26 protein-coding genes are annotated in these 25,567 nt (G+C 33.1%); 8 read left to right on the forward strand and 18 right to left on the reverse strand.

Annotated elements, in window-relative coordinates:
* Positions 1 to 58: 58 nt before the first annotated feature.
* The 7 genes from RSB60_RS01145 to RSB60_RS01175 are packed head-to-tail and all read left to right on the forward strand — an operon-like array spanning position 59 to position 7,382.
* Positions 59 to 1,168, forward strand: a complete 1,110-nt coding sequence (locus tag RSB60_RS01145; RefSeq protein ID WP_332614032.1) for a glycerate kinase — start codon at positions 59 to 61, stop codon at positions 1,166 to 1,168.
* Positions 1,161 to 2,123: an amidohydrolase family protein gene (locus RSB60_RS01150; RefSeq protein ID WP_332614033.1), complete on the forward strand. Its 963-nt coding sequence runs from the start codon at positions 1,161 to 1,163 to the stop codon at positions 2,121 to 2,123. Before RSB60_RS01145 ends, RSB60_RS01150 begins: the two co-directional genes overlap by 8 nt.
* Positions 2,120 to 3,823, forward strand: coding sequence for a glycoside hydrolase family 125 protein (locus tag RSB60_RS01155; RefSeq protein ID WP_332614035.1), 1,704 nt, complete (start codon positions 2,120 to 2,122; stop codon positions 3,821 to 3,823). Before RSB60_RS01150 ends, RSB60_RS01155 begins: the two co-directional genes overlap by 4 nt.
* Positions 3,816 to 4,322, forward strand: coding sequence for a hypothetical protein (locus RSB60_RS01160; protein WP_332614037.1), 507 nt, complete (start codon positions 3,816 to 3,818; stop codon positions 4,320 to 4,322). The genes RSB60_RS01155 and RSB60_RS01160 overlap by 8 nt, the downstream gene beginning before the upstream one ends.
* Before the next feature lie 4 nt (positions 4,323 to 4,326).
* The gene (locus RSB60_RS01165) at positions 4,327 to 5,289 is read left to right on the forward strand and encodes a nitrilase-related carbon-nitrogen hydrolase (RefSeq protein ID WP_332614039.1); all 963 of its coding nucleotides are present in this window, start codon (positions 4,327 to 4,329) and stop codon (positions 5,287 to 5,289) included.
* Positions 5,282 to 6,598, forward strand: a complete 1,317-nt coding sequence (locus RSB60_RS01170; RefSeq protein WP_332614041.1) for an MFS transporter — start codon at positions 5,282 to 5,284, stop codon at positions 6,596 to 6,598. Before RSB60_RS01165 ends, RSB60_RS01170 begins: the two co-directional genes overlap by 8 nt.
* On the forward strand, positions 6,585 to 7,382 hold the full coding sequence (locus RSB60_RS01175) for a glycerophosphodiester phosphodiesterase family protein (RefSeq protein ID WP_332614043.1): 798 nt from the start codon (positions 6,585 to 6,587) through the stop codon (positions 7,380 to 7,382). The genes RSB60_RS01170 and RSB60_RS01175 overlap by 14 nt, the downstream gene beginning before the upstream one ends.
* Positions 7,383 to 7,545: 163 nt before the next feature.
* Here RSB60_RS01175 and ilvA read toward each other — a convergent pair whose 3' ends face one another.
* Positions 7,546 to 8,766, reverse strand: a complete 1,221-nt coding sequence (ilvA, locus tag RSB60_RS01180; RefSeq protein WP_332614045.1) for a threonine ammonia-lyase — start codon at positions 8,764 to 8,766, stop codon at positions 7,546 to 7,548.
* A 308-nt stretch (positions 8,767 to 9,074) separates the two neighbouring features.
* Here ilvA and carB point away from each other — a divergent pair, with 308 nt between their 5' ends.
* Positions 9,075 to 12,254, forward strand: coding sequence for a carbamoyl-phosphate synthase large subunit (gene carB / locus RSB60_RS01185; protein WP_332614047.1), 3,180 nt, complete (start codon positions 9,075 to 9,077; stop codon positions 12,252 to 12,254).
* Between the two features lie 48 nt (positions 12,255 to 12,302).
* Here the strand turns inward: carB and RSB60_RS01190 are convergent, their stop codons facing one another.
* From RSB60_RS01190 to RSB60_RS01270, 17 genes are all read right to left on the reverse strand, one after another.
* On the reverse strand, positions 12,303 to 13,412 hold the full coding sequence (locus RSB60_RS01190; protein WP_332614049.1) for an alpha/beta hydrolase family protein: 1,110 nt from the start codon (positions 13,410 to 13,412) through the stop codon (positions 12,303 to 12,305).
* 2 nt (positions 13,413 to 13,414) lie between these two features.
* The gene (locus RSB60_RS01195; RefSeq protein ID WP_332614051.1) at positions 13,415 to 14,017 is read right to left on the reverse strand and encodes a TetR/AcrR family transcriptional regulator; all 603 of its coding nucleotides are present in this window, start codon (positions 14,015 to 14,017) and stop codon (positions 13,415 to 13,417) included.
* Between the two features lie 148 nt (positions 14,018 to 14,165).
* Positions 14,166 to 15,329 (reverse strand): MFS transporter, encoded by a 1,164-nt coding sequence (locus RSB60_RS01200; protein ID WP_332614053.1) that lies wholly within the window; start codon positions 15,327 to 15,329, stop codon positions 14,166 to 14,168.
* A 142-nt stretch (positions 15,330 to 15,471) separates the two neighbouring features.
* Entirely contained in the window at positions 15,472 to 16,440 is a 969-nt protein-coding gene (locus RSB60_RS01205; protein ID WP_332614055.1) for a serine hydrolase domain-containing protein, read from the reverse strand.
* A 124-nt stretch (positions 16,441 to 16,564) separates the two neighbouring features.
* Positions 16,565 to 16,768, reverse strand: coding sequence for a DUF1146 family protein (locus RSB60_RS01210; RefSeq protein WP_323381175.1), 204 nt, complete (start codon positions 16,766 to 16,768; stop codon positions 16,565 to 16,567).
* Positions 16,769 to 16,770: 2 nt separating this feature from the next.
* Positions 16,771 to 17,163 carry an ATP synthase F1 subunit epsilon gene (gene atpC, locus RSB60_RS01215; protein ID WP_323381174.1) on the reverse strand — a complete coding sequence of 131 codons (393 nt, stop codon included), beginning with the start codon at positions 17,161 to 17,163 and terminating at the stop codon, positions 16,771 to 16,773.
* The gene (gene atpD, locus RSB60_RS01220) at positions 17,163 to 18,566 is read right to left on the reverse strand and encodes a F0F1 ATP synthase subunit beta (protein ID WP_323381173.1); all 1,404 of its coding nucleotides are present in this window, start codon (positions 18,564 to 18,566) and stop codon (positions 17,163 to 17,165) included. The genes atpC and atpD overlap by 1 nt, the downstream gene beginning before the upstream one ends.
* Before the next feature lie 13 nt (positions 18,567 to 18,579).
* Positions 18,580 to 19,428, reverse strand: a complete 849-nt coding sequence (atpG, locus tag RSB60_RS01225) for an ATP synthase F1 subunit gamma (protein WP_332614058.1) — start codon at positions 19,426 to 19,428, stop codon at positions 18,580 to 18,582.
* A gap of 2 nt (positions 19,429 to 19,430) precedes the next feature.
* Positions 19,431 to 20,954 (reverse strand): F0F1 ATP synthase subunit alpha, encoded by a 1,524-nt coding sequence (gene atpA / locus RSB60_RS01230; protein ID WP_332614060.1) that lies wholly within the window; start codon positions 20,952 to 20,954, stop codon positions 19,431 to 19,433.
* Positions 20,955 to 20,959: 5 nt separating this feature from the next.
* Positions 20,960 to 21,493: an ATP synthase F1 subunit delta gene (gene atpH, locus RSB60_RS01235; protein WP_323381170.1), complete on the reverse strand. Its 534-nt coding sequence runs from the start codon at positions 21,491 to 21,493 to the stop codon at positions 20,960 to 20,962.
* The gene (gene atpF, locus RSB60_RS01240) at positions 21,477 to 22,004 is read right to left on the reverse strand and encodes a F0F1 ATP synthase subunit B (RefSeq protein WP_332614062.1); all 528 of its coding nucleotides are present in this window, start codon (positions 22,002 to 22,004) and stop codon (positions 21,477 to 21,479) included. Before atpF ends, atpH begins: the two co-directional genes overlap by 17 nt.
* A 33-nt stretch (positions 22,005 to 22,037) precedes the next feature.
* Positions 22,038 to 22,271 (reverse strand): ATP synthase F0 subunit C, encoded by a 234-nt coding sequence (gene atpE / locus RSB60_RS01245; RefSeq protein WP_323381168.1) that lies wholly within the window; start codon positions 22,269 to 22,271, stop codon positions 22,038 to 22,040.
* Positions 22,272 to 22,300: 29 nt separating this feature from the next.
* A complete protein-coding gene (locus RSB60_RS01250) occupies positions 22,301 to 23,011 on the reverse strand; it encodes a F0F1 ATP synthase subunit A (RefSeq protein WP_332614065.1) in 711 nt (236 codons plus the stop codon).
* 3 nt (positions 23,012 to 23,014) lie between these two features.
* Complete coding sequence (locus RSB60_RS01255) at positions 23,015 to 23,365, reverse strand: ATP synthase subunit I (RefSeq protein WP_323381166.1); 351 nt, start codon at positions 23,363 to 23,365, stop codon at positions 23,015 to 23,017.
* Positions 23,362 to 23,547 carry an AtpZ/AtpI family protein gene (locus RSB60_RS01260; protein ID WP_332614067.1) on the reverse strand — a complete coding sequence of 62 codons (186 nt, stop codon included), beginning with the start codon at positions 23,545 to 23,547 and terminating at the stop codon, positions 23,362 to 23,364. The genes RSB60_RS01255 and RSB60_RS01260 overlap by 4 nt, the downstream gene beginning before the upstream one ends.
* Positions 23,547 to 24,167 (reverse strand): uracil phosphoribosyltransferase, encoded by a 621-nt coding sequence (gene upp, locus RSB60_RS01265; protein ID WP_323381164.1) that lies wholly within the window; start codon positions 24,165 to 24,167, stop codon positions 23,547 to 23,549. The genes RSB60_RS01260 and upp overlap by 1 nt, the downstream gene beginning before the upstream one ends.
* A 180-nt stretch (positions 24,168 to 24,347) precedes the next feature.
* Positions 24,348 to 25,565 carry a cation:proton antiporter gene (locus RSB60_RS01270; protein ID WP_332614069.1) on the reverse strand — a complete coding sequence of 406 codons (1,218 nt, stop codon included), beginning with the start codon at positions 25,563 to 25,565 and terminating at the stop codon, positions 24,348 to 24,350.
* Positions 25,566 to 25,567: the final 2 nt, after the last annotated feature.

Here is a 25,567-nt window from a genome sequence, read left to right on the forward strand (position 1 = left end):
TCGTACATTGAATCGCTACTTTTCTTTATTTATAATGAATAGTAAGAAGAGGTATCTTATGAAATTACTTATTGCATGTGATTCGTTCAAAGGCACTTTATCATCGCATGAAATTGGCACAATTATTTCTAATAATTTATATTCCATTTCGCCACAAATAGAAGTAGAGGTTGTACCTCTTGCAGATGGTGGAGAAGGAACACTAACTTGTTTAACAAATCAAGATTCGATATTCCACGAAATCAATGTGTGTGGTGTTAATCAAGTTCGTGTGAAAGCCAAGATTGCATTTGATAAAGATACCGCAATCATCGAAATGGCACAAGCCAATGGAATTACCCTTTCTAAAATATTAGATCCCTTTTCAGCGGCAACAACAGGTTGTGGTGAACTCATACAGTATGCGTTAAATCAAGGTTACCGTAAATTTATTATTGGTCTTGGTGGTAGTGCTACAAATGATTTAGGATTAAGTATGTTGGAATGTTTGGGTATACGTTTTTACTCGAATCATGAAATTATTCATCCTTTATTAATGAACTTTGAAAAAATTGATGCGATTGATTTTTCTAACTTTGACTCCAGAATTCACGAATCAGAATTCATTATTGCCAGTGACGTAAAAAATCCACTTACAGGCACACAGGGTGCAACCGCCATTTTCGGTCCACAAAAAGGATTACGAAAAGATGAAATCGATTTTGTAGACTCTCAATTATTACGGCTAGCAAAGCTATTATGTTCAAGTCTATCAATTCCATTTACCGAAGAACCTGGCGATGGTGCAGCTGGTGGTTTAGGATTCACATTTAGAAATTGCTTCAATGCCCAGATGAAACATGGTATTGGACTTATCTCTGATATTCTTCATCTTGAAGATAAAATTAAGAAAGCTGATCTTATTATCACAGGTGAAGGAAAAATGGACTTACAAACATTACAGGGAAAAGCACCATATGGTGTCTTAACTCTCGCAAAGAAACATAATAAAAAAATCATTGGACTTTGTGGTTGTGTTGAAAATAAAGAAGAATTGTTAAATGCTGGATTTGATGCAATTTATCCCCTTGTTGATGAAGTAACGACCTTCACATCCGCAACAACAAATCCACTTGAAGTAATAGAAAAAAGATTACAACAAATAATGGAGGATCTAAAACATGAGTAAAATTGAAATTGAAGTTGAATTCCCAGATTTTAAAATTGTTGATTTTCATTTACACTTTCCAATAACACAAGATGATTGGCTAAAACCCTATCGTGATCGTTATATCCAAGAGAATGGACAAAATAAGTGGGATGAATTACAAGCACTCAACGATGCACAACCCTCTTGGCTAAGAGACTGGTGTTTTCCTACTCCTGAAGAAACAAGTGATAATATCGAAGAAGTTGCTCATCGCTGGTTTGCAGAAGTTAATCGCTATCCAATTGAAAAAGTCTTTTTTGTGACAGGTGGTACCAATGAAATATTAAGTGATGTTATCAAAATGCATCCAGATAAATTTGCTGGATTTGCTCATCACTATATAAAAGATGAGGATGCTGATTTAAAACTTAGAAATGCTATATGTAATCAAGGACTTGTTGGCTACAAAATTCTTGGACCAGTTGTTGATATTCCATTAAATGATCGACAATTCGATAAAGTATGGGCAGTATGTGATGAACTCAAACTTTCTGTTCTTGTACATTTTGGTATTCTTGGTGGTGGAAGTGGAATAGTCAGTGGACCAAATATGTCACCACTTGTATTAGGTGAAGTTGCAAAACGATTCCCAAATATTAATTTTATTATTCCTCATTTTGGATGCGGTTATACAAATGATTTACTCCAACTATGTTGGGCATGTCCAAATGTTTATGTTGATACTTCTGGTAATAATTTATGGACAAAGTGGACAATGGAATCATATACTCTCGAACAACTCTTTCAAAAATTCTATAGTACTATTGGTCCTGATAGAATCATCTATGGAAGTGATTCTGAATGGTTCCCTCGTGGATATGCAATTCGTTACTTCTTGGATCAATATCGTGCATGTAAAAATTTAAATATTCCAAATGAAGATATTAAAAAAATATTTAGAGAAAATGCACTGCGATTGGTAAAACGACCATGAAAAAAATACTAACTGTTCCTTCAATACTTGAAGATGAAGAAATTATTCTTTGCGGAAATCATTCGATTGCATTACCACATATAGATACTCACGCAAACATATATTCATTAAATGGATTACTTATGTCTACAAATTCACTGATTGAATTTAAAGGACAACCTTTATTCAAACATCATTTATGTATAAATGATTCAGAAATAAATTTAAACTTTAATTATTATGCACATGATTTTATCCCAACATTTGAGTATCAAGATGAATCATGCGAAATTGAATGTAGTTTATTTGCCCCTGAAGGTTATCAAGGTGCTGTATTCGAAATTAATGTTCATGCAAAAAAAGATATTCATCTGAGTTATGAATTTATTGAAAATTTAACTGAAGCTACACGCACACTTTTTAGAACATATCCTCTCAATGTAGAAATCGCAAGATTCTATAACAAATGGACAAATACAAATGTAGTTGAGTATCGTCATGGTGGTGCACTTTGTGCTATTAGTTATAATCATGATTATGAAGAAGAAATTCAATTGTGTCCAAATGAATCCCACATCATTACATGCATTGTAACGATAGGAATTGATGCGGATGGTGCGACTCTTCATAACATGGATATGCAAAGAAGAGGAAGTAAAAAACTGAAAGAAGAATTCATCAAAGTTTTAGATGAACGTCATCTTGATATAAGTAATGAATCGTTATCAAAATTAGTTAATTTAAACCTTAATATGTGTTATTACTTTTCATTAAGTGAAACTCTTGATACAAAAGAATTAGTCGCAATGACTTCAAGAAGTCCACGTTATTATGTATCTAGCGCATTTTGGGCACGTGATGTTTATTTATGGGCATTCCCAAGTATTGTTTTGGCGAACAGAAAAAAAGCCAGAGAACTATTAAATCTTGGATATACCCGTTATCGAAAAAATAGTGCTTATCATGCATTGTACATTAATGGAAATATTTTATATCCTGGCTTTGAATTAGATGAGTTAGTAAGTGTTATTATTGCTACTGAAAAATATATAGAAATGACTCATGATGACACTATTCTAGAAATACCAGAATATAAAGATACAGTTAAAGAAATTCTTTCACAATTAGAAGATTGGTATGAACCGTCATTAGGTTTATATCGAACGGAGCTAAATCCTAGTGATGATCCACTTACCAATCAATTCCTATGCCATGATAATACATTAGTCTATAGAATGTTTGAGTTTATTCATGATGACCGTGCAGAAATCTTAAAACAAAATATTCTCAAACACTTTGTGAAAGACAATATCTTTGTCTATGCTCTTGGTGATCAGGGTGAAGTAGAAATCTATGACAACCCTCCTGGTTCACTCATCACACTTCCATATTATGGCCTCATTGATAAAAATGATGAACGTTACAAAAATACATTAAATAAATACTTCAGTACAAACAATAACTATTATTATGAAGACGTTTACTTTGGTCAGGGTTCTGAACATGCTCCTTATATATGGCCTATGAGTTTATGCAATCATCTTCTCGCAAATGGATATAATGAAAAAATCATGGCATGTTTTGAAACGATGAAATTAGACAATGGATTTGCATGCGAAACAATTGATGCGAAAACATCAAAAGCTAAAACAGGTGCTGCCTTTGCGACATTTGCAGGTTATCTTGCTTATTCAATTTATAAGGTATCCCATCATGATTAAGTACGTTGATAAACATTGTGAAGGTATTTCATTTAATCAGTTAAGTGATGGTTGTTCAATTTTAATTCAACCTAATTTTATCGAACTTTATATCAATAAAAAATTTCAGTTTACACAATACAAAGTCAATGATGGAAATCCTATTAATATAGTTAGATATCAAGATTTGAATCTAGCAGTTATTCTAGGTGATGATGTACTTGTACCAGAAATTGGTCGTTACCTTGCATGTAAGAAAGTCGATTTCGTATTATGTATTGATCAAAATAATCAAGTAAATGATTTAATGCTTGGTCCATGGAATATGGCTCAAAGCAACTGTATGTACGTAGGTTATTATTCAAACGATTTCCTTCTTTTTGCACCTTGTGATTTAACTTTAAATTATTGTGGACAATTAGAGGAGGGAGAGTTAAGTCGACATAATCTTGATAAGGCTTATCGCTCATTTCCAATTTTAGATAGTTTAAATCCTATTTTATATGAGGAACAATGGTGAAGTTATGATATCTAAATTTAATAATTATATGCATTCAAAATTTAAAGTAAAGTCAACCCCAATAACAATTCAAAATTTCTCTAATACTAATATCGTAAGTGCTGTTAACTTTAAGGTGAAGAAATATCACTCTATGCAAGACTACCAACATGATGTGGAAAGTTACTTTATAGAAGCAAAACGTCAGAACAGTTCACTCCTTTGTTTTCCTGAATTGTTTGGAATGATACCTCTATTGTTTATTCCATTTGTGCGTACATTTCTATTCAAGAAATCTTCTAAAGTATCCTCAGACACAACCGATTCAAAAGAAATATCTATTTTAAATCTTTTAAAAAAATTTGATTACTATCAAGAATCACTGCTCTTACTCCAACATTTAGCCATGAAATATAAAATATATGTTTGTAGTGGTTCGATGTTTGTGGTTGAAGACAATAAGATATACAATCGCCAGCACTTGGTGTCACCTGAAGGTGAACTACTCGGCTTTCAAAACAAACTTCATTTAGTTGATATGGAAAAACAATTTGGTTTAACCGCCGGGGATGATCTTAAAACATTTGATTTACCTTTTGGAAAATTATGTATGCCTATTTGTATGGATGCATCTTATTTTGAAACACTTAGAATCGCTAAGAAAAAGGGCTGTACAATTATTGCACTACCGATTGCGAATATGGAAGAGTACAACTACTATCTAGCATTACGTGGACTCGATATGCGAATGAAAGAAGTCATGATGAACGGTATTAAAAGTCCACTCATTCTTGACGGTGCAATTAAAATCACAGGGGTGACAACACTTTTTCAAAATGGCGCCATTATTGAATCAACAACAACGAAAAAAGTTATTTCAATGAAATTGACCAATCATTTGAATCCAGATATTCAATGTCATGAAAGCATTAAAAATCAATTATTCAATGAGTACAAAAAAATAAAAGGAGAACCACTTTATGAATAAGTTAAAAGATTTTGCTTACTCGCTTGCAAATTTCTCAGGGGGAATTGTAAGTTATGCAGTTGGATCATTCTACATGTTTTTCTATGTCGATCAATTAGGTTTAAGTGCGAGTTATTATGCACTTGCAATGCTTATCTATGGAATTTGGAATGCCATTAATGATCCACTTGCTGGTTATTTCTCTGACCGTACCAAATCACGCTGGGGAAGAAGAAAGCCCTATATTATGTTTGGTGCTATTCCGCTTGCAATTTCATTCATGCTTGTGTTCATGCCTCCCCAATTCGCACTTGATAATCAAACAACACTATTCTTGTATTTCTTATTTGCTATGTGCTTATACGATACCTTCTTTACTATTGTTATGTTGAACTGGTCAGCTGCCTTGCCTGAAATGTATAACGATGAGAAAAATCGTTCTCGTGTTGGTGGTATTTCTCAAATCCTAGGTGTTATAGGAGCTGTTGGTGCAACTTTATTAGTCCAACCTATCGTCAATGCCTTTGGATATGCAACGATGTCTATTATCTTCGCAATTGTTTCCGCCGTTACTATGCTGATTTCAGTTTATGGTATTCATGAAAAGAAAGAAAACATGGAAGAAGAACCGTTAGGCCTTATTGAATCTTTTAAACAAACATTCTCAAGTAAAGCTTTCATCATTTGTGTATCGAGTGTTTTACTTCTTGAAACTGGAAAAATTCTAATTACATCTAGTATGCCTTTCTATACTGGCTATGTTTTAGGTAATGATTTAGGTGTTACTATCATCATGGGTGCTATGTTCATTTCATCGATGATTTTCACTCCACTTATTGTTAAACTAGCTAGTAAGATTGGTCCTAAGAAAACATATCAGCTTTCAATTGCTTTATATTGTCTAGGTACTCTGGGCTTCTTTGTAGCTCCTAACATTATCGTTGTTGCTATTATTTCATTATTTCTTGGTTTTGCCGTAAGTGGTTCAATGATTATGCCTAATGTATTATATGGTCAAATCATTGATGAAGATCAAATTCGTACAGGCAAACGAAGAGAAGGGTCTTATTACGGAATTAATGCACTTATCATGCGTATTAGCATTGTTATTCAAGGGTTTATAAGTGCCTTTATTCTAGATTCTACAGGATATATCGCAAATGCAACTTCACAACCAAGTGAGGCATTACTTGGATTTAGATTCCTTATGGGATTAGCACCATGTGTATGTTTTATACTTGCATTTATCGTAATAAAGTTTTATCCTTTCTTTGGCGAAAAGCTTCAAGAGCTTAGAGAGAAGAGTGCAAAATTGAATGATATTCATTAGTATACTAATCCTATTGCTTCTATTTATCCTATACAGTGTTTTAGGAACAAATAAACGTGCAAAGTCATTAGAATCATTAAAGGGAATCTACTATCATCGTGGTTTTTATGATAATAAAAAAATTGCTGAAAATAGTATGAAAGCCTTTGAAAAATGTATAAATAAAGGCTATGGTATCGAATTAGATGTTCAACTTACAAAAGATAAACAAGTTGTTGTTTTCCATGATGATGACCTTAAAAGAATGTCTAACTCATCTTTAATTATTAAAGAGACCACCTATGATGATTTACTTCAATTTAATCTTCTCAATACAATGGATAAAATACCATTATTTGAAGATGTATTAAAACTCAATCATGGTACAGTTCCCATTTATATCGAAATTAAAGATTTTAGTATGAACTTCAAAGAGTTAGTGAATATGACATTACAATTAATGGAAAAATATCCTGGTAATTATTATGTATGTTCATTCAATGTTATTGCGATTATTTACCTAAGAAAATTAAATCCAAAAATCTTACGTGGTGTTATTTCACAAAATTTCAAAAATGAAAAATATCCTAAGTTTTTAGGATTTATATTACAAAATATGTTTCTCAATTTTTTAGCAAAACCAGATATTATTAGTTATGGTTATAATGAAATTAACTGGTCTGTACGTTTGAATAAGTTATTCAAAAGAACACTTGCTGGTTGGGCTATAGAAAATCAAGAAAAATTTGATGAGTACAAAAACTTCTACGATATTCAAGTAATTGAATTATTTGAACCAAAATAACTGTTACTGAAAATCATTCTCCATTTGAAGAATGATTTTTTATTATTTATCACTCATCATCAACTATAAAATAGCAGTATTGAATTCCATCAATTCACAATAAAACTCCGCCTTCAGATATTTATCTTAATAACGGAGTTCAAACTATGCTTACTATTTTTTCTTATTCATCTAAATCTGTCGCAATTAATTCACCTTTTCTGACTTCTACTTCATAGCCATCTGCAATTAATTTTTGAACAAGACTTTCTTTGTGAGCTTGGTTAAGTGTTTCCATGACAATAGTTACTGAACAACGATGTTTTAATACTTCATTCGATAAACGATCATGTTCTACGGTAATGATATTAGCTCCTGATTCTGAAAGAGTATCGATAACGCGTTTTAGATTTCCTGGCTTATCTGTGAGGCGGAATGAAATTGTACATCTTCTTCCTGTCTTAATTAAACCTAAATCAATAATCTGTGCTAAATAGTTTACGTCGATATTTCCTCCTGATAATAAAGCTACTGTTTTTTTACCTTCAATATCAACTTTATTAAAAAGTGCTGCCGCTGCTGCCGTTGCTCCGGCACCCTCAGCTACAAGTTTTAGTTTTTCTAGGAGCATTAAAATTGTTGCGGATATTTCTTTGTCATTTACTAATACTACACCGTCTAAATATTCTTTACAAATATCATAAGTTTTAACTCCTGGCTTTTTAACCGCAATTCCATCTGCCATTGTATTTACTTCACATTCTGTGATTTTTTTCTCTTCTATTGATACTTTCATACTTGGCGCATGTTTTGCTTGAACGCCATACACTTTACATGATGGTTTTAAAGATTTAATTGCATATGCAATACCCGCTGCAAGACCTCCCCCACCAATTGGTATGAGTACAACTTCAACATCTGGCATTTTTTCTATTATTTCTAGTCCGATTGTGCCTTGTCCTGCCATGACAATCTCATCATCAAATGGTTCTATAAATACACTACCTGTTTTCGCAACTAATTCCTTTGCATATTCATAAGCATCATTGAAGGTATCTCCAACAAGTTCTACATTAACTCCATAACTACGTGTTGCCTCTATCTTTGATAAAGGTGCTGTCGCTGGCATCACAATAGTTCCCTTGATCCCCATATCTTTACAAGCATACGCTACACCTTGAGCGTGATTCCCTGCACTTGCTGCTACAACACCACTCAACTTTTCCTCGGGTGTAAGCTTACTTAACTTGAAATATGCTCCTCGTAATTTAAAAGCACCTGTTTTTTGAAGATTTTCTGCTTTTATCCACAGTTTATCATGTAATGTCACCGCATCAATAAGTGGTGTACTATTTAAAATTGGTTTTAAAACTGCTTTGGCTTCTTGAATCATTTCTAATTTCATTACAGCACCTTCTTTTCCATTTTTATTTTACTTTATTTCAAAAATGATTAGTACTCTTTTTTGAATTAAATTTTTGTACTATTTGGCAATTATTCATAAAATATTTCTTGCAATTTTTGAAAACATCTTTAAAATTAATCTAGAAGTGCAAGGAGGATTCATGATGACTTATAGTAATAGAGCATTTAAACACTATAAATATTCAGAAAATGCCTTTGACATTTATTTTCATCGTTATACATAAAGCTGTTAACATTTGTTATCAGCTTTTTTTTGGAAATGATTAAGTTTACACGGGAGGTAAAATTATGCCAAAAAGAAATGATCTTAAAAAAGTATTAGTAATCGGTTCCGGTCCAATTATTATTGGACAAGCTGCAGAGTTTGATTATGCGGGAACTCAAGCATGTTTAGCTTTAAAGGAAGAAGGATATGAAGTAGTCTTAATTAACTCAAATCCAGCTACAATTATGACTGACACAAACATGGCAGACAAAGTCTACATGGAACCACTAACATTGGAGTATGTAGCTAGAATCATCCGTATGGAACGTCCAGATGCAGTTGTTCCTGGTCTTGGCGGACAAACTGGATTAAATCTTGTTATGCAACTTCATAACAAAGGAATTCTTGATGAATGCCAAGTTGAAATTCTTGGAACATCCATTGAATCAATTCAAAAAGCAGAAGATAGAGAATGTTTCAAAGACATGTGCATTGCTATTAACGAACCCGTTATCGCTTCAAAAATCGCAAATAATTTAGAAGAAGGAATACTTGCAGCAAAAGAAATTGGTTATCCCCTTGTTCTTCGCCCAGCTTTTACCCTCGGCGGTACTGGTGGCGGATTTGTAGATACGGAAGAAGAATTCATTGAACTCATGAATCATGCATTAGTATTAAGTCCTGTTCATCAAGTGCTGGTTGAAAAAAGTATAAAGGGTTATCAAGAAATTGAATTTGAAGTTATGCGTGATAAAACTAATAAAGCCATTGCAATTTGTGATATGGAGAATATGGATCCTGTAGGTATTCATACTGGTGATTCAATTGTATTTGCACCTTGCCAAACCTTGACACAAGAACAACTGACAACGTTAAAACAAAGTGCATTGAAAATTATACAAGAACTAAAAATCGAAGGTGGCTGTAATGTCCAATTTGCATTAGAACCAAACACTTGTAATTATTTCTTAATTGAAGTTAATCCACGTGTTAGTCGTTCAAGTGCATTAGCATCTAAAGCAACAGCATACCCAATTGCACGTGTTACTGCAAAAATTGCGATTGGATTAACACTTGATGAAATTGATATTAATGGAATTCCTGCATCCATTGAACCTGCGATAGATTATATTGTCGCTAAAGTTGCACGCTTTCCTTTTGATAAGTTTGAACAAGCAAATAATCATCTATCTACACAAATGAAAGCTACTGGTGAAGTGATGAGTTTAGGGCAAAGCATCGAAGAATGCCTACTAAAAGCTATTCGTGGTCTTGAAGCTGGTGCCACTTATCCTAACAAAGAAAAATTCACCAATATGAATAGCAGTGATTTAATAACCTATATTACTACGCCTACTGATGATCGTTTGTTTGCATTATTTGAAGCATTAAGAAAAGGTGTATCTATTGATACAATTTGTGAAGCAACAAAAATCACCAAATATTTTATTGAATGCATTCAGACAATCATCCAATTTGAAAAGAAACTACACGCAAATAAAAATGATATTGAAATTCTACGCGAAGCAAAAAAATTATCAGTTGCAGATAGCTATATTGCAAAATGTTGGGGATGTAGTGAATATGATATTTATAAGTTAAGAGAAAAAAATAATTTATATCCACATTATCGTATCGTTGATAATGTTAAGTACCAACAACAATATGTGCCTTACTTCTATTCAACATATTCCAAGGAAGATGAAAATAGAGTTACAACAAATAAAAAAGTTATTGTTCTTGGAAGTGGTCCTATTCGTATCGGACAAGGAGTAGAATTTGATTATTCAACAGTCCATGCAATTTGGGCAATCAAGGAACTTGGTTATGAAGCTATCATTATCAACAACAATCCAGAAACTCTTTCTACTGACTTCACCGTAGCAGATAAACTATATTTTGAGCCATTAACTATTGAAGATGTGATGAATATTATTCATACTGAAAATCCTGAAGGAGTCATTGTTACCCTCGGTGGACAAACAGCAGTAAATTTAGCAGCAAAGCTTGCGCAACATAATGTAAAGATTATTGGCAGTGATACAATAGCCATTGAACGTGCTGAAAATAGAGATTCATTTGAAAAAATAATGACTCAACTTCAACTAAATCAGCCAAAAGGAAAAGCTGTATTCGCAATTGAAGAAGGCATCAAAATTGCGAATGAAATTGGCTATCCAGTTCTTGTCCGTCCTAGTTATGTTTTAGGTGGTCGAGCAATGCAAATCGTTAATGATGACGAGCAATTAAGAACATATCTTACAACTGCTGTGCATATTGATGAAGAACAACCTGTACTTGTTGATAAATATATCATTGGTAAAGAATTAGAAGTTGATGCAATATCAGATGGAAAAGATGTATTCATTCCCGGGATTATGGAGCATGTTGAAGAAACCGGTGTACATTCTGGGGATTCTATTAGTGTTTATCCAACATTCTCAATTTCAAATAAAGTAAAAGATACCATTACAACCTATACAAATAAACTTGGTCTTGGTCTTGGTATCATTGGTTTGTTCAATATTCAATTCATTGTGGATGAAGATGAAAAAGTCTATGTCATTGAAGTAAATCCTCGATCATCAAGAACTGTGCCATTTCTTTCTAAAGTTACTGAAATTCCACTAGCTAATGTTGCGACGAAAGTAATGCTTGGATATTCATTAAAGAGTCAAGGATATGGAACATTTGTAGAACCCGCAAAAGAAAGATGGTTTGTAAAAGTTCCAACATTCTCTTTTGCAAAAATTAGAGGACTAGATGCTTATCTATCTCCTGAAATGAAATCTACTGGTGAAGTCATAGGCTATGATGACAGTTTGAATCGAGCTCTTTATAAAGCTCTTCAGGCAAGTGGTTCTACTGTATCAAACTATGGAACAATCTTTGTCACTATCGCTGATAAAGATAAAAACTATGCACTACCACTAATTAAGCGTTTCTATAAACTAGGTTTCAATATTGAAGCTACCTATGGTACTGCTGAATTCTTAAAAAGAAATGGTATCAAGACACGTGTTAAAGAAAAGATAAGTAACGGTTCAAATCAAATTCTTGAATCATTACAAAAAAGACATATTACCTACGTTGTGAATACTGTTTCTCATGAAAGTAATCATGCCCAACAAGATGGTATTGAAATTAGAAAAGCTGCTGTGGAAAATGGAATTACAATGTTCACATCATTATCAACTGTGAATGTATTATTAAATGTATTAGAAGAAATAACAGTAGGTGTTAGTACAATCAATTCTAAATAGTTTAAAGGCATATCCATTTGAGAGGATATGCCTTTTATTATCAATATTTTATTTCTTCATAAATTTATTTAAAAATGATAAACATATTTCATTGATTTCTATCAATGTTTCTTGTGGATTATTTTTTGTATGACCACCATCTAATAGCATTGTTAAAAATGGTGATGACAAAGATAAATCTGTTAGTGAAAAATGTCCAATGCCTTTTAAATAAACGTTTTGAATTGTTTCGGATTCTATATCTAAAAGTTTAGCATTCTCTTCATATTGTTTCCAATTTCTTAAATTTTTCCATGATTCATCTGAATAAATATTTAGCACCGGAATTGGATAATCTGATTGTTCAAAAATAAAATTTCCTTTTTCATCTACACTTTTTATATCTGCAAGAAATGGAGCTTCCAAGGATATAACGGCAGATATATCATCTCTCTGCCTACCTACACCTAACACTGCAGAACCTCCTAGCGAGTGACCAATTAATCCAATCTGTGTCGTATCAATATACTTATATACATCAAGTTCTTCACTCTTATTAGATACATTCTCAATAATTGTATCTAATACCAAATTAATGTCTCCCGAACGAATATCCATCCATTTTTTAAAATGAGTGAACGATTCTTCTGGTTTCTTTTGAGGATTCTCTGATGCAATTTCTTTCATGAATTCACTACTTACCCGAACTGTTTTTCCATTTGATAGTTTTGTGGAAAAACATTGATATGTATGATCAATACTAACAACAATGTATCCATGACTTGCCAATTCACGATAAAGAGTTAGATTGCTCTCTTTTACTCCAAAACTTCCATGTGAAAATAGTATAAGTGGATATTTCTGATTCTCCTCCTGTTTTTGAGGATACCAAAATGTAACTGGCAATTCTCGATAACTTCCATCACTAGTGTATATCTCAACTCTTTTTGTATCTTTATAAAAAGTACTTTCTTCACTAATATCATACTTTCCTGTAGTTTCAATTAATGGAACTTTAGGAAACAATAGCAACCAACCCGTACAAATCAACAAGATGAAAGATAAAAAAGCACAAATATATCCAAGAGGAACACGATTCGATTTTTGAAAAACGCAATAAATAATAAATAAGAGTTCCAAGATTATTGCACTTAATAAAATTAAACTTCTTGTTTTCATAGTTACTTCCTTTTTTTACTAGATAGTTCGTCTAATAATACTCCCTCTTGTATCAAAAATGCATTGGCAGCATTATTAACGAGTTTCATTACTTCTTTTTGCGATGTCTTAATCATTCCAATAGCAATTAGTGTTGCAATTCCATATGTATAAACAATTGTATTTTGTAAATATCTACTCGCCTTCTTTTTAGAAATTTCTAAGTCTTTTGATATTCTTTTTATTAATTCAATATTTTCTTCATCATTGATGAGCATCTCTAAATTATCTGCTGGTGATCCCATATAACCTTCCAAATAAAGAAAACGAAATAGGTTAGGTTCTTCTAATGCAATTTGCACAAATCCTGTTCCTACTTGTTTGAAAGCTTCAATTGAATTTCCATCTTTAGGTTCCATTTTAGTATTCGCATATGCTAAAGCGTATTGTGCTAATGCTTTACGCAATCCATCCATATTTTCAAAATGCCATACCAAAGGTTGTGTTGAACATCCAATCTCTTTTGATAATGTTTTTATATTTACTGATGCAAACCCATCTCGAATCAACATTTCTAGCGCCACTTGTAAAATCACTTCTTTTGATATTTGTATTTTTCTAGCCACAATAAAACCTCTTTTCCATAAATACAATTATATAAACATGTTTATATTATGATTAATGTCATTGAATTTGTCAACAATATAAAAAATGTAGAAACAAAATATTGTTTGTATCTACATTTAAATTTATTTGATGTTTATATTACTATTTTTATTTTGTATCCCTAATCAGTTTTTCATGCATCACAAACATTAATATAAGTAATCCAGTCAAATATACTGGTAATAGAGCTACATTGATATAGTTCGCAATTAATCCAAACAAAGGTGGCATAATGCATGCGCCTACATAAGCCGAAGCCATTTGCACACCAATTACTGCTTGCGATTTGTCTTTACCGAAATGTTTTGGTGTTGAGTGAATAATAGATGGATATACCGGAGCACAACCGAAACCAATTATAATTAATCCCACAAGTGCTGCTTGTTCACCTAAAGGAAGTAATAATGCTAGTACACCTATCGCAATAACCCCTAAACCTAAGCGAATCATTTGTGAATCATTAAATTTCATTGTAAGAAAACCACTTAGTGCTCTTCCTACTGTGATACCTACATAAAATAAACTCGCAAAACTTGCAGCTGTTTCAGGATGAATTTGCCAATGTAATACAAGATAACTACTTGCCCATAAACCAGTTGTTGATTCAAGTGCACAATAACAAAAGAAAGTAACCATTACTGCTTTAGCACCTGGAAATTGTATAATTTCTTTTAACTTAAGTGGCTTTTTATTTACTTCTATTTCTTCAATGATATTGTCACTTTTTTGTTTTTTCCACAATGGTAAACTAAACAACAAAATTGCTGTTAAAACTAGTTGAAGAATTGATACAATTCTAAATCCATCGCTCCATGTTTGCCCACCTGTTAGTGCATATCCCATAATATATGGACCTAATGATGCTCCAACTCCCCACATACAATGTAACCAGCTCATATGCCGACTCTTGTAGTGAAGTGCAACATAATTGTTCAATGATGCATCTACACTTCCTGCACCCAGCCCATAGGGTATTGCCCAAAGACATAGTGATAAAAATGAACGGCTTATTGAGAATCCAAATAATGCTATTGCTGTCATTAAGACACTAAATAACGTTACTTTGCCTGTTCCCAGTTTTTTAGTTAAACGGTCACTTTGAAGACTTGATATGATTGTACCTAATGCAATAATTATTGTTATTAATCCTACTGCCGATAACGGTACAGAAAATTCTTTATACATAATTGGCCATGCAGATCCTAGCAATGAATCTGGTAGTCCCAAACTAATGAATGCTAAATAAATGACAGCTAATAGTAATTGAAACATACAAACCTCCCCATGATAAGTTCATTTCAAGAATATCGTATTCTAATATAAGAAACAACTTATTTTTCATTAATAGAATTTTGTTTCTTTTAATTTATCAAATTATTTAAATTCTAGAATGAATATGAAATCAGCCAATCTTTTATTTGAACAAAGGTTCAATATATTTCTCTATTAATTCAATTCGATCTTTGCATCGTGGTTTAAAATATCCTCTAATCGCAATAACCAATTCTTTTTCTTTATTCACATAGATTACATTACCGCCATCACCAACTGCCGCAAAACCATTTTTCATTATCCACCATAAGTAACCATAACCTAGATTTTGTTTTTCCCATCGACTATGTTCACTTGTACTTTCTTTTATCCAAGTTGATGAAACAATTTGTTTATTTTCCCAAACTCCATCATTGAGATAAAGCTGGCCTATCTTTGCCATATCTCTCGTTGATAAAGACAAGCCCCATCCTGCCGTATTCGTTCCTTGTTCATCCATAATCCAAACACTAGTTTCTTTGGCTTTGTGATATTTCATGTGTTCCTCTTTGTCTTTAAGAATCATTGTTTTTTCTACTTTAATTCCAAGAGGTTCAAATAAATTTTCATTCGCAAAATCATAAACTGATTGTCTTGTTGTTCTTGCCAATATGCCTGTTAGAATATCTGGTCCAATCATTGGGGTATATCTAAATGTTCCAATTGGTTTTTTTCCACCTAAATAATCTAGTGAACTTTTTACCCAATCATTACTTGAAAAATGTTTTGTATATGGTGCAAAAATATATTTATAGGGAGCTGTCATGGTTAGTAAATTTTCTAATGTTACAGTTTGAATTGTTTTCTCTCCCCTTTTTATTTTATAATCCGGGAAATAATTTAATACCTTTTCTTGTACTCCCTTAATATATCCTTTATCAATTGCAATCCCAATACAAATAGAAACAATACTCTTAGTAGCTGAAAAAATATGACTTGAACTATTTACATCGGCTCCATTGAAATAATTCTCATATTCCATTTTTCCATTCTTTATAATTATGATTCCTGCAGTGTTTTCATAATCTTGAAGAATGTGCTGATTTAACTCATCAATCATTTTTTGATGCATTTTATTTCCTCCTTATTTAGTTGAAGGATATCCTTAACTGAATGATAAGTTCATTAAAAATTGATTTCAAGCACTTTTTTAAAAACTTAAATATTTAAAAAAGTCACGACAAGATGTCATGACTTTACGGTATTACTTTATACGCAATATTCATTAAAAATTCAGCTGCAAGTTTTGCGATTCCCATTGCTACAAGAAGATATAAAACTTGTGCTTGTTTTACTTTTCCGTTTCGTATGAATTTTTCATAATTTACACTACTTAATCCATACATTGATAATACAAAACAACCTAAGTAAACAAAGAGACGAATAATAAAATCTAGCATGTTTATTCACCTTTTACTTTTAGACGATTCATAGCACGTTTTAGGGCTAATTCTGCACGTCTAGCATCCATTGAATTATCTGCTTGATTCAAACGTTCCTCGGCTCTTAATTTAGCCGCTAACGCTCTCTCTGCTTCAATTTCATCTTTGCTTTCAATTGAATCCACTAAAATCATAGCTTCATTATCTTGAAAGTATAATAAACCTCCACCAATCGCATATTCATTTTTAACACCATCTTCAATTGTAGACATTTTAGATATTTCTAACATTGTTACAAGTGGTACATGGTTAGGTAATATTCCCATTTCACCTAATTGGTTTTTTACATTAAGAATTGTTGTATCACATTCTTTATATTGACCAAGTGGTGTTACAATTTTGCAATGAATCATTATTGACCTAACTGTTTGGCTTTTTCAAGCACATCATCAATTGATCCAGCATAGGTAAATGCTTGTTCAGGTAGATAATCATATTTACCTGCAAGTAATTCTTTAAAACTGCGAATGGTATCTTTTAGTGGAACATATCTTCCTTTTAATCCGCTAAATTGTTCTGCAACATTGAATGGTTGTGATAAGAAGTTACGTGCACGGCGTGCGCGATTAACAAGAACTTTATCTTCTTCACTTAATTCATCCATTCCAAGGATTGCGATAATATCTTGTAATTCTTTATAACGTTGAAGTAATGCTTGTACCCCACGAGCAACTGCATAATGTTCTTCACCAACAACAAGTGGATCTAGAATTCTACTACTTGATTCAAGTGGATCTACTGCTGGATATAATCCTAGCGCTGCAATTCCACGATCAAGTACTGTTTTCGCATCCAAGTGTGTAAAAGCTGTTGCTGGAGCTGGATCGGTTAAATCATCTGCTGGAACATAAATTGCTTGCACTGATGTAATTGATCCTTTGCTTGTTGAAGTAATACGTTCTTGAAGTTGTCCCATTTCTGTTGCCAACGTTGGTTGATAACCTACTGCTGAAGGCATACGTCCAAGAAGAGCTGATACTTCTGAACCTGCTTGTGTAAAACGGAAGATGTTATCAATAAATAACAATACATCTTGTCCTTCATAATCACGGAAATATTCAGCCATTGTTAATCCAGATAACGCAACACGCATACGAGCTCCTGGAGATTCATTCATTTGCCCATACACTAATACTGTTTTATCAAGAACGCCTGAATCTTTCATTTCATGATACATATCATTTCCTTCACGAGTACGTTCTCCCACACCCGCTACAACTGATCGACCACCATGTTCTTTCGCAATGTTGTGAATAAGTTCTTGCATCAATACAGTTTTACCAACACCGGCTCCACCAAATAATCCAATTTTACCACCACGTGCATAAGGACATAGTAAATCAATAACTTTAATTCCTGTTTCTAATATTTCAGCTGATGTTTGTTGTTCCTCAAATGAAGGGGCATCACGATGAATGGGTAGTCTTTTTATTTCTGAGCCAAGCGGTGGTAGCCCATCGATTTCTTCACCTAGCACATTAAACATTCTACCTAGAACTTCCGCTCCTACAGGAACACATATAGCACTTTCAGTATCAATACAATCCATGCCACGAACCAATCCATCTGTTGATCCCATTGCTATACAACGAACACAGTCATCGCCAACGTGTTGTGCAACTTCAACTACAAGTTTTTCATTTTCACTCTTAACTACTTCGACTGCATTTTTTAACGAAGGCAATAAACCATTCGCATAGCGAATATCAACAACTGGTCCAATGACTTGTACAATTTTTCCAATATTTCTTGCCATATCTTTATCCTTTCTACAAAGCATCTGCCCCAGCAACAATTTCTGTAATCTCTTGTGTGATTGCAGCTTGTCTTGCTTGGTTATATGCTAGTACTAATTTATCATTTAATTCATTCGCATTGTCGGTCGCATTTTCCATCGCCAAACGACGCGAACCTTGTTCAGCTGTTTTCGTTTGCATCCAAAGACTATAAACCACATTTTCCAACATCATTGGAATCAATGAATTTAAAATTTCATTTGGACTAGGTTCAAAGATTGTTTCAACATTACTTCGCTTAACCTCTAAATCTTCACCTTTTGCAAAGTAAGGTAGTAAAGTTTCCATCACTGGGTTAAATGAAACTGTATTCACAAACTCAGTGTATACAACTTGTAATGAAGATACTTCATCTTTCTTAAACATATCAATTGCTCGATGAACTAATTTTTTAATTTCTAAAAAAGAAATATTGTCTGAACTTATATGTTCATTGATAATATTAAACTCTCTTAACTCCAACCAATGAATTTGTTTTGTTCCAATTAAAATTACTGGATCACTTGGGTTTAATACTTGATGGGCTAATTTCATCATATTTGAATTATACCCACCACATAAACCAAGATCACTACAAAACAAGAAAGTTAAACGTTTTTCTGATTTCTTTTCTTGCAAGAACTGATTATCCAATCCTTGATTATTCGCAAGTATTTCTCCAACTGTCTTTTTCAAAACTGTAGAGTACTCACGATTTTTTTCCATTAAGTTTCTTTGTTTTTGAAGTTTTGAATTCGCTATTAACTCCATTGCACTTGTAATTTTTTTTGTCGCATTAATTGAACGAATTCTTTGTTTTAATGCTTGCTTACCTTGTGCCATAATTAAGCCTCATTCATGAGTTTATATTCTTCTAAGAATTTTTCCATTGCAGTTTGAATCTTTGAGGTAAGTTCATCACTTAATGTTCCTGTTGACTCAAGTTCATCTACTAACTCTTTATGATTTGTTTTGAAATATTTATGCATTTGTTCTTCAAATACATGTACTTTTTCTACGTTAACATCTTTTAAGAAACCATTCTTTGCTGCATAAAGTGATAAAACTTGATAAGCCATTGTTAGTGGCAGATATTGTCCTTGTTTTAGTAATTCAGTTAAACGTGCTCCATGATCAATTGTTGCTTTGGTAACAGGATCTAAATCACTACCGAATTGTGTAAATGCAAGTAATTCATGATATTGAGCCAAATCAAGTTTTAGTGAACCAGATACTTTTTTCATTGCCTTTGTTTGCGCAGCAGAACCAACACGTGATACTGATAATCCACTATCAACCGCTGGTCTTACACCCGAATTAAATAATTCTGTTTGCAAGAAAATTTGACCATCTGTAATTGAAATTACATTGGTAGGAATATAAGCTGAAATATCTCCAGCTTGAGTTTCAATAATTGGAAGAGCGGTTAATGAACCACCACCTAATTCATCATTCAATTTTGCAGCACGTTCAAGTAAACGAGAATGTAAATAGAATACATCTCCTGGATATGCTTCACGTCCTGGTGGACGACGAATAAGAAGTGACATCGTACGATAAGCAACTGCATGCTTACTTAAGTCATCATAAATGATTAAAACATCTTTCCCTTGTTCCATCCATTCTTCACCGATTGTACACCCAGAATAAGGTGCAATGAATTGTAATGGAGCAAGCTCACTCGCAGTAGCACAAACTACTGTTGTATAATCCATTGAACCATTTTGACGAAGCTTTTCAACAATTTGAGCAACAGTACTTGCTTTTTGTCCAATAGCTACGTAAATACAGTTCACATTTTGGCCTTTTTGATTCAAAATAGCATCGACTGCAATAGCTGTTTTACCAGTTTGTCGATCCCCGATAATCAACTCACGTTGACCTTTTCCAATTGGAATCATTGAGTCAATAATTTTCAATCCAGTCATTAACGGTTGATGAACACCTTTTCTTGTCATAACACCAGGTGCTACACGTTCTACTGGTCTAGTTTTTGTTGAAGGAATTTCACCCTTGCCATCAATTGGTTGCCCAAGAGCATTGACAACACGGCCTAACATTCCATCACCAACTGGAACTTCAACAATACGATTTGTACGTTTTACTTCATCGCCTTCTTTTATTCCAATATCATCACCTAATAATACTGCTGCTACATGATTCTCTTCTAAGTTCAATATCATTCCATAAACATCGCCTGGGAAAAGCAATAGTTCACTTGCCATAGCGTGTTCTAAACCTTGAATTAACGCAATACCATCACCAACGCTGATGACTGTACCCACATCATTCATTTCTATTTTTTCATGATAGTGCTTAATTTGTTCTTTAATTAATGCACTTATCTCTCCAGGTTTAAGTTGTTCCAAGCACGTCACCTCGTTCCTTTTATTAGTTCACTCTTCATTGAAGCAATTCTATTTTTCATTGAAGAATCAACAACTTCATTATCAATTACTACTCTGAATCCAGATATTAATCTTTCATCAATTCTATTTGTTAGTTCACATTTTGAATGAATACGATTTTCCATTGCTTCTTCTATTTGATGAACTTGTTCTAGTGTTAATGGTCTTGCTGAATAAACTAGACCTTCTTTTATCTTTTTAGCTTCATTACACAATGTGTTAAAACTACTTAGGATTAAAGAAACACCCATGAAACGATGTGTATCAATTAATAAACATAAAAAATCTAACATCATTGAATCTAAATGTGTTGAGAATGCTTTTAAAAGTACATTCTTTTTCTCTTCATTAGAAATTTGATATGAATTAAAAAATTTATCCATTTCTTCTGTTAATGATGATTGAATTAATTTACCTTGTTTTTGCCATTCATCAATTTTATTATTTTCCATTGCCAACTCGAAAAGTGCGGTTCCATAACGCTCAGCTAATTGATTCATTTTGTTTGTTAAGTTCCTTTACGAATTTTTCGATAGTTTTTTGATCAGAATCACTGTCCACTTTTTCACTGATTAATTTCTCAGCAGCTAACATTGCTACACTAACCATTTCTTCTACCATTTCATCACGCATTTGACTGCGTTCAATCGCAATTTCATCACGTGCTTTTTCGAGTTTTGATGTTGCATCTTTTTTAGCTTGTTCAAGAATTTCTTCTCTTGATGCAAGAGCTTCTTTTTCAGCCTTTGAAATTATTTCCTGAGATCTAAATACAGCTTTTGAAACTTCTTCATGAGCTGATTTATTTTTTTCTTTTGCTTCTGCAAGTTTCTCTTCCGCTTCACTCAATTTTTCATGAACAAAATTTGAACGTTTTGCCATAAGTGCACGAGCTGGTTTCCATAAAAATCTAAATACAAAATAAAATAGGATACCTGTTGCCAAAAGTTGAGTGATCATTGTTGATGGATTAGGAAATAGCTGTTGGGCGATATCGATATCGATCATCATTCATTCCTCCTTCGTGATCAATAGGTTTGTATCCTATTTGAATACGAAAATTAATAAGAATGCAATCAACATACCGTAGATGGCACATGTTTCTGCAAGCGCACATCCAACGATTAACATTGTACGAATTTTTGGTTCTGCTTCGGGGTTACGTCCTACTGCTTCTACTGCTTTTCCTGCTGCAAATCCTTGCCCAATCCCAGTCATCATACCAGTCATGATTGCAAGACCTGCTCCAATCGCTACTAAACCTCTAGTGATATCCATAATAATTTTTCCTCCTCTATTTCAATCATCTATTCTTGTGGTAATTCATTTCCAATGAATACCATTGTAAGTGTTATAAAGATAAACATTTGGATAAATCCTGAGAACACATCGAAGTATGCATGTAATACCGGTGCTACAAATGGTCCGATAAAGTTTAACACACCCGCACCTGATGCAAACAATCCTACGATTGAACTTGAAATAAATCCAGTAAATGAATATACAAGTGACATAATAATCGCACCACTCAAAATATTTCCAAACAAACGCAAACTCATAGAGATTAATGGTGCTATTCTACCAAAGAAGTTTGGAATGATTAAAAATGCAAATGGTTCTATATATCCATGTAAATAAGCTTTCAAACCATTTTCCTTAATACTTGTGTACTGAATCATAATCCAAGTAATTAAAGCTAATGATAATGTAACACTATAATTCTGTGTTGGTGAAAATAAACCAAATAATCCACTAATGTTTGATACAAAAATATAAATTGCAATTGTACCGATATAAGGTGCTAAACGTTTCGCATGTTTCTTGTCAACTGTGTTTGTAACTGTATTGTCAATCAGTTCAACAAGCCAGCATGCCATCATAACGAGTCCTTTTGGTTTTTCAAGTGGATCAGTTTTCTTAATTTTATTTCCAATTATCACACATGCGATACATAACAAAGTTACTATACCAATGATATAAGGAACTTCTTTTTGTATTGTTATTGTAATTGGACCCATCCGTTAACTCCCCTTTCTTCTCAAATTCATTCCATAGATTACAAACTTATTAAGTAGTAATCCAATAGCTGCACCTATTAATTCAAAAAATTGTGGAAAAACAATCGCAAGAATAAATGGTAAAGCTAATAGAATAAAATCAGTGATAAACATAAATATCCAACCACCAATTTTTTGCCGATCTTCAAGTCCACGAGTTATGTTTTTTTCAAGTCGATTCAAGTGGAGAATAGATACAAGCGTTCCCACTAGAATTGATAAACTTACCCGATAGTCAATGAAGGCACTAATTACCATTGCAATTGCGCATAGGATTAGTGTCGGCTTTATTGTCTTCTTTAATTCAACATTCATTTTTTCACCACCATTGCATAAAGCGATAAAAATGCACTTACTGTTCCAAGAAGAATTCCTAGTATTAAGAAGAGTGGTGTTGTGTGTAACCAAGAGTCAAGTACATATCCAAATCCACATCCAACTAATATATTCGCAATAACAGTAAATCCAAGGGATAACGCTTGTGCAATTGCTTTCATTATTTAGTTCCGAAAATTCGATCGCCTGCATCTCCTAGACCAGGAACGATATAACCCTTTTCATTTAACTTTTCATCCAATGCAGCTAAATAAATATCTACATCTGGATGTGCTTCTTCAACTGCTTTAACACCTTCAGGAGCGCCTACCAAACAAACTAGTTTAATAATTTTAGCGCCTCTTTTTTTGATGTTATCAATTGCTGCAACAGCACTTCCACCCGTCGCAAGCATTGGATCTAAAACCATTGTTACTGCATCAGGCATTGTACTTGGAAACTTTGCGAAGTATTCATGAGGCATCAATGTTTCTTCATCACGATATAATCCAATAAAGCCTACTTTTGCTGTTGGAATTAAGTCAGTAATTCCATTCACTAATCCTAGCCCCGCTCTAAGAATTGGAACTAGTACAATTTCTTTTGACAACTCATAAGTTTTACATTCTGAAACTGGTGTCATAACAGTTACCTCATTTACAGGCAAGTCACGACAAATTTCATAAGCCATTAATCCCGCAATTTCATCTAAGTTTTGACGGAAATCTTTAGTTCCTGTCTCAACCTTTCGCATTTGCGCAAGTTTGTGCGTAATTAATGGATGATTCATTACATTTAACATTGTAAATACCTCTTTCTATCATTCTTTTGTCATTATATCATTTACATATTTAAAGTTCTATAATTCTGCTGATTAATTTAGGGATTAACGATGCATTTATACTCATTTTTTATTGATTTTGAATCATGATAACGAATATTATTAGTCGTGTATTTTTTCACATGATTTTATGGAGATTATTTAGTTGGTTGCTTTATTAAATTCGCCTGCCCACTCAAATCCTTTTTTGGCTGCAATAACTGCAATAATTTCATTAAGAACGGCGGCAGCGGCAATTGTTCCTTGAATGATTACTGCACATTCAGGAGCTTGTTCATATAGAACTGAAACTGCAATTCCAGTGAATATGAGTGATACTCCTGAATGAGGTAGTAGCGTAAACCCCAAATATTTTTGAACAGTAATTGGCATATTAGTTAGTTTTGCACCAATTCGTGCTCCACTATATTTTCCTATTCCTCGTACAACGATATAAATAACAGTAAACAGCCCTGCACTAAACACCGCTTTATAATCTAAAGGTGCTCCTAGATTTAAAATAACAACAATCATGGAAATTCCTAAAAACGGATTAAATCCTTCCATGATTTCATTCAATCTCTCTTCTGAAACCATATTTGAGAAGGTTGCTGAAAAAGCCATTCCCATCAACATAAAATTTAAGATTGGTGCTGGCATTAAGTATGTGTTACATAAAATTCCAACAAATGCAGTCAATAAAATCATGCTTATTAGAACGACCAATGTCCATGTTTTAGAATTCTTTTTCTTTAAAAGTAAACCTGCTGGTAATCCTGTAAAAAAGCCAATTACAAGTGGTAACAGAATCATTATTGGAATCACAATCAATGACATATCTTGACCTGAAATACTTCTTGCGACAACCGCAATGACTGTAAAGAAGACTACAACTCCTACTACATCATCTAATGCTGCCATTGGTATTAGTGTTTTTGTTACTGGCCCATCTGTTTTAAATTCTCTGACAATTGACAAGGCTGGCGCTGGTGCTGTAGCTAATGCTATACCACCAAAAATGAAAGCGAGGTAAAGCGGAATATCCATAAATAGAAACACTAAGCTAAATACGAATGTCACTGAAACAAAAGTCCCTAATGATTGAGTCAAGGTTGTTATAATCAGTGCTGTTCCACTTTTCTTAATACGATTCCATACAAGTTCAGTACCAATCATTAAACCAACTGCACATTCTAAAATATGTAAAGTCATTTCATATCCTGAAGTATTTAATAAATCAGTAGACAAGATCCCCAGTGCATTAGGACCCACAATCATACCTGCTATTAACCAACCTAGAATTGAAGGAAGTTTAACTAACGTTATCAATTTTCCGACGACATAAGCAAACGCAATACAAATTATCCAATTAACTATCATTT

Source organism: Anaerorhabdus sp. (assembly GCF_036657415.1).
In the GTDB taxonomy this organism is placed as follows: Bacteria; Bacillota_I; Bacilli_A; order Erysipelotrichales; family Erysipelotrichaceae; genus Anaerorhabdus.